This is a genomic window from Agromyces sp. P1_H4, assembly GCF_056405255.1.
In genome coordinates this window covers 1-5,943 of sequence record NZ_JBFUCL010000239.1, presented here as the reverse complement: position 1 = coordinate 5,943, position 5,943 = coordinate 1, and the positions used below count along the sequence as shown (strand labels likewise).

General features: G+C 72.9%; 3 protein-coding genes and 1 pseudogene. 2 read left to right on the top strand and 2 right to left on the bottom strand.

Annotated features, from left to right (window positions below; translation table 11 throughout):
- Window positions 1–1,999: beta-galactosidase (locus AC1DY2_RS13895; protein WP_476762969.1), on the bottom strand; the 1,999-nt coding region annotated here is incomplete at its 3' end.
- A 133-nt stretch (window positions 2,000–2,132) separates the two neighbouring features.
- On the opposite strand from AC1DY2_RS13895, the gene AC1DY2_RS13890 reads away from it, so the two are divergent.
- The gene (locus AC1DY2_RS13890) at window positions 2,133–4,619 is read left to right on the top strand and encodes a DEAD/DEAH box helicase (protein WP_476762970.1); all 2,487 of its coding nucleotides are present in this window, start codon (window positions 2,133–2,135) and stop codon (window positions 4,617–4,619) included.
- A gap of 40 nt (window positions 4,620–4,659) precedes the next feature.
- On the opposite strand, the gene AC1DY2_RS13885 is transcribed toward AC1DY2_RS13890, so the two are convergent.
- Window positions 4,660–5,607 (bottom strand): EamA family transporter, encoded by a 948-nt coding sequence (locus tag AC1DY2_RS13885; RefSeq protein WP_476762968.1) that lies wholly within the window; start codon window positions 5,605–5,607, stop codon window positions 4,660–4,662.
- 142 nt (window positions 5,608–5,749) lie between these two features.
- Between AC1DY2_RS13885 and AC1DY2_RS13880 the strand changes: the two are divergent.
- Window positions 5,750–5,943 (top strand): annotated as a pseudogene (locus tag AC1DY2_RS13880) (hypothetical protein); the annotation flags it as partial.

The window sequence follows — 5,943 nt, the reverse complement described above, 5'->3', positions numbered from 1 at the left end:
GCCCGTAGCTCGCAGGCGGTGTCGTTCCCATGGCCAGGGGCTCCGTCGAGAGGGCGACGTCGACGCCCGGCGCCGCTCCCGCCTCGTCGGCGTCGAAGTCGACCGGCACGAACTCGGCCGTCTCGGCGTCGAACTCGAGCACGCTCGGCCGCTCGGGCGAGCGCGCGACCAGCCGCCCGTCGGCGTCGACGTGCACGGGTGCGGCCGACCGCAGCAGGCGCCGACCCCGTGCGGTGTCGAGCACCCAGAGCTCCGACGCGGATGCCGCGGGCAGCACGAGCACGCGGAGCCGCGCGTCGCCCCGCGACACCGTGACGATCCGGGGCTCGGCGGCGTCGACCACGAAGACCCCGGGCGCCGCCTCCCGTGTCGCGCCCGCGGCATCCGTCACCGTCGTGGTCGCCTCGTCGACCGCGAGCTCGACCGGGATGCCGGCCTCGGCCACCGCGACGAGCGTCGCATCATGGTCGCCGTCGCCGTCGGCCCCGAGCACGGTGAGCGGTGACGCGGTGAGCCAGCGCAGTCGCACGCCGCCCACGTCGAGGTTCACGGCCCAGTGCGCGATCGTGCCCGGCGGCACGTCGACCGGCAGGTGGGGGAACTCGACGCGCTCGTGGTCGAGGCCGACCGAGAACCTCGCCCCGCGGTACGGCTCCAGCGGCACGTGCGGCTGCTGCCAGTTGAGGAACACCCAGGCGCCCGTGCCGTCGGAGCGGATCGCCCAGCGCAGGGTCTCGCCGTCGTCGACGCCGGTCGGCAGCACGTCGGGCAGCGTGGACGGCATGTCGGCCAACCGATCGCCGAATGCGGCGAGGAACGCGTGCTGGCGGCGCAGCTCGGCGTGGCTCGGCGCGAGGACACCGGCGGCGCCGATGGGGGCGTGGAAGTCGTAGTCGAACTCGGGCAGGTCGTTGGGGTAGCCGGTGGCCTGCGACTCCTGCAGCGCGGGGCGCGGGTTCACGCCGCCGCCGTACATGTAGTAGCCCTGCCAGCCCGAGCCGTTGCCGACCTTGTCGTGCGCCACCGCCGCGATATCGAGCGCGCCGAGCAGCGGGCGGCGGTGGTAGGCGGTCGCCATGCCCCCGCCGAGCTCGCAGGTCGCGGCGGGGAAGTCGGGGGAGGGCAGGCGCGTCGTCGGCCCGTCGCCGCGGCCACCGATGCCGGCGTGCTCGCGCAGGTCGGCGCCGATTCCCGGGTCGTCCCAGGTGTGCGAGAAGAAGAAGTGCTCGCGGAAGGTCGTGTCCCACGGCTGGTCGGCATCGACCCAGAAGCCGTCGCCGTAGCCGCCGTAGAGGGGGAGCACCTCGCCGGCGGGCAGCTCTGCGCCGCCCCAGGCGGTGGCCGTCCAGATCGGCGCCACGAAACCGTGGCGACGCGCGATCGCCTTGAGGGTCACGAGGTGGCCGGGCTCGTCGTAGAGCTCGTTCTCGAGCTGGATGCCCACGACGTTGCTGTCGGGTCCGCAGCGCGACGCGAGCTCGGCGCCGAGCACGGCGAACCAGTCGTCGACGAGGGCGAGGTAGGCGGGGTCGTCGGTGCGGTGGCGCACGGGCGCGGCCTGCACCCAGTCGGGGAAGCCGCCGTTGCGCGCCTCGCCGTGCGCCCACGGGCCGAGTCGCAGCACCACGTCGAGTCCGACGTGAGCGCAGGCGTCGACGAAGGCGCCCACGTCGAGCGCGCCCGTGAAGTCGCGCTGCCCGCGCTCGGGTTCGTGGTGGTTCCAGAACACGTAGGTGGCGACGACCGTGATGCCGCCCGAGCGCATGAGGCGCAGCCGCTCTTCCCACTCCGCTCGGGGCACGCGGCTGTAGTGCAGCTCACCCGACACGGGGATCGCCGGACGGCCGTCGATCTCGACGTAGCGGTTCGTGAGGGCGATGCGGTCGTGGTGGTCGACCGTGTTGCTCATCGCCGGGCGCCGGAGCGGGCGGTCGTGGGGCCGGTGCGTCACCGTGAGCGGCGTCGTCGGAGCGGCGGCGGGCGGCGGGGCGGTGGTCACGACGGGGCTGCTCCTTCGACTGTGTGCGCTCCCAGTTCTATCACGGCCCGGTCGTGACGCCGCGCGTGACAGACTCGGACGGGTGACCCAGCCCCTGCTCGACCGCGTCCCGCGCCCCTACGACGCCGACGCCATGTACGACGCCTTCGTCGAGTGGGCCGACGACCGGGGCTTCGCGCTCTACCCCGCGCAGGACGAGGCGATCATCGAGATCGTCTCGGGCGCGAACGTCGTGCTCTCCACTCCCACGGGCACCGGCAAGTCGCTCGTCGCGGTGGCCGCGCACGCGGCATCCGTCGCCCGTGGCGGTCGCAGCTACTACACGGCGCCGATCAAGGCGCTCGTGAGCGAGAAGTTCTTCCAGCTCGCCGAGATCTTCGGGGCCGCGAACGTCGGCATGGTCACCGGCGACAGCTCGGTGAACCCCGACGCGCCCATCATCTGCTGCACGGCCGAGATCCTCGCCAACCTCGCCCTCAGGCATGGGGCGGATGCCGCGGTCGACCAGGTCGTCATGGACGAGTTCCACTACTACGGCGATCCCGACCGCGGCTGGGCGTGGCAGGTGCCGCTCATCACGCTCGCCCGCGCGCAGTTCATCCTCATGTCGGCGACGCTCGGCGACGTGACGGCGATCGCCGACGACCTCACCCCCCGCACCGGGCGCGAGACCGCCCGGGTCACCGGCGTGGACCGGCCGGTGCCGCTGCACTTCTCCTACGCGAAGACCCCGGTGCAGGAGACCGTCGAGGAGCTCCTCGAGACCAGGCAGGCGCCCGTCTACATCGTGCACTTCTCCCAGGCCGCCGCGATGGAGCGGGCGCAGGCGCTCTCGTCGATCCGCGTGGTCTCCCGCGAGCAGCGCGACGAGATCGCCGAGGCGATCGGCGGGTTCCGGTTCAACACGGGCTTCGGCAAGATCCTGTCGCGACTCGTGCGGGCGGGCATCGGCGTGCACCACGCCGGCATGCTGCCGCGCTACCGGCGGCTCGTCGAGACGCTCGCGCAGCGCGGGCTGCTCCGCGTCATCTGCGGCACCGACACGCTCGGCGTCGGCATCAACGTGCCCATCCGCACTGTGCTCATCACCGCGCTGTCGAAGTTCGACGGCCAGAAGATGCGACAGCTCTCGGCCCGCGAGTTCCACCAGATCGCCGGCCGCGCCGGCCGGGCGGGCTACGACACGGCGGGCACCGTCGTGGTGCTCGCCCCCGAGCACGAGATCGAGAACGAGGCCGCCGTGCGCAAGGCCGGCGACGACCCGAAGAAGATCAAGAAGATCGTGCGYAAGAAGGCCCCGGCCGGGCAGATCACGTGGGGCGAGGGGTCGTTCGAGCGCCTCGTCGCGGCGGAGCCCGAGCCGCTCACGCCGCAGCTGAAGCTCACGGCGGCCATGATGATCAACGTCATCGGGCGGGGCGGCGACGTCGCCCGCGGCATCCGCTCGCTCTGCTTCGACAACCACGAGCCGCGCGCCCGACGGTTCGAGCTCGCCCGCCGCGCCCTCGACATCCTCCGCACCCTGCGCGACGCGGGCGTGGTGGACCTCCTCCCGGCGTCGGCGCCGGGGCGGCTCGCCGACCTGCGCCTCACCGTCGACCTGCAGCCGAACTTCGCGCTCAACCAGCCGCTCTCGCCGTTCGCGCTCGCGGCGATCGAGCTGCTCGATCCAGACGGCGCTCCCGGCACGGGCGTCGGCACCGGGCACTACGCCCTCGACGTGGTGAGCGTGATCGAGTCGACCCTCGATGACCCCAGGCCGATCCTCTCGCAGCAGCAGTACAAGGCCCGCGGCGAGGCCGTCGGCGCCATGAAGCAGGAGGGCATCGAGTACGAGCAGCGCATGGAACTGCTCGAGGAGGTCACCTGGCCGAAGCCGCTCGACGAGCTGCTCGCCCAGGCGTTCGAGACGTTCGCATCGAGCCAGCCCTGGGTGCGCGACTTCGAGCTCAGCCCGAAGGCGGTCGTGCGCGACATGTTCGAACGCAGCATGTCGTTCGGAGAATACGTGTCGTTCTACCAGCTCGCGCGCAGCGAGGGGCTCGTGCTGCGCTACCTCTCCGACGCGTTCCGGGCCATCCGCCAGACGGTGCCCACCGAGGCGAAGGACGAGGAACTGCTCGACATCATCGAGTGGCTGGGCGAGCTCGTGCGCCAGGTCGACTCGAGCCTCGTCGACGAGTGGAACGAGCTCGTCGATCCCACCTCGCACCTGCCCGAGGACGACGCCCCCGTCGTGCCGCCCGCGCCGCCGTCGGTCGTGACGAACCGCCGCGCCTTCACGGTGCTCGTGCGCAACGAGCTGTTCCGGCGCGTGCAGCTCGCCGCCCTCGACCACGACGACGAGCTGCAGCTGCTCGACCCCGGCGAGCTGTGGCCCGACGCGCTGAACCGCTACTACGCCGAGCACGACGAGATCCTCACGGGCGCGGCCGCCCGATCGCCTCGACTCGTCACCATCGACGAGACGGATGCCGCGAGCGGCATCTGGCGGGTCGAGCAGACGATCGACGACCCGGCCGGCGACCACGACTGGCGCATCCGCGGAGAGGTCGACCTCGAGGCGTCGGCGGAGGCGGGCGCCGCGGTCGTGAGCGTCACCGAGGTCGTGCGGCTCTAGTTCCCCCGCCCGGCAGCGCCGAGTGCGTCCAGCCCGGGCGTCACGCCAGCGCGAGCATGCCGGCGGCGACGAGCGCGAGCACGAGGCCGAGCCATTGCACGGGGGCGATGCGCTCCTTCAACACGACCGCGGCGAGCAGGATCGTTCCGGCCGGGTACATGGCGCCGAGCACGGCCGCGACCGAGAGGTCTCCGGCGCGGATGCCGATGAGCAGCAAGCCGTTCGCCGTCACGTCGACGGCCCCGCAGAGGACCGCGAGCCGCACGCCCGCCGCGGTGGCGGAACGGGTCGGGGCGACGACCGTGCCCACGGCGGCGCGCGGCATCCGCTCGTCGACCGCGTCGTCGATGGATGCCGCAGGGCCCCGAGTCCCGTCCCGGCGGCGGCGTGCGGCCACGAGCGCCAGCACGCCGACCGCGGCGAACATGATGGTCGCCGTGACGGCCCGGTTGAGGAGCAGCGGCACGACGCCGCTCTGTTCGGAGGTCTGGTCGATGGTCACGAAGAAGGCGCCGATCGCGATGCCCGAGCCGATCGCCATGAGGATGCCGCGGAGGCTCGGACGCACGGCGCCGCGCTCGGGAACGAATCCCACGAGCACGACCGCGACGAGGGCCAGCCCGAGCGCCCAGTAGCCGAGCGCCGCGAACCGCTCCCCACCGATGACGAGGCCCCACACCATCGGGACCACGGCGGACACGACGGCGGTGAGTGGGGACAGGATGCTCATCGGCCCGATCGCCAGGCAGGCGTAGAGCAGCGAGATGGCCACCGCGCCGGTGACGCCCGACACCACGCCCCAGAACACGTCGTGGCCCGTCCAGTCGCCGCCGAGGAACGGCGCGGCGGCGGCGAGCAGCACGAACCCGGTGAGCGCGGCGACCGCCGTGGCCAGCACGGAACTCACGCGCTTGGCGGCCAGCCCACCCAGGAAGTCGGCCGCGCCGAAGACGAAGGCTCCGAGGAGCGAGAAGACGGCGGTGACCATGGTCGTCCCAGCGTATCCGCGCCGCCCGGTGGTGGTGCCGGCCCCACTCGCGTTCGGGGGCAGCCCCCAATCCGGGCCGCCGCGCGACGTTTAGGCTGGACTGGTGATGTCCCGGGGTGCGCGCGCGATCCGCGGAACGGCGGTGGCCGTATTCGCGACCTTCGTGGCGTCCCTCGCGCACACGCTCGGCGGCGGCACCGCGCCCGGACCGGTGGCGCTGCTGCTCGCGCTCGCCTTCTCGGTGCCGCTCGCGATGCTCGTCACGGGGGCGCGAGCGCGTCTCGCCCGCACGATCGTGGCTGCGCTGGTCGCGCAGGCGTCGCTGCACCTCTGCTA

Bases quoted from the DNA above. Each gene is read 5' to 3' on its own strand.
- AC1DY2_RS13885 (WP_476762968.1), bottom strand. From the start codon at position 5,607: ATGGTCACCGCCGTCTTCTCGCTCCTCGGAGCCTTCGTCTTCGGCGCG.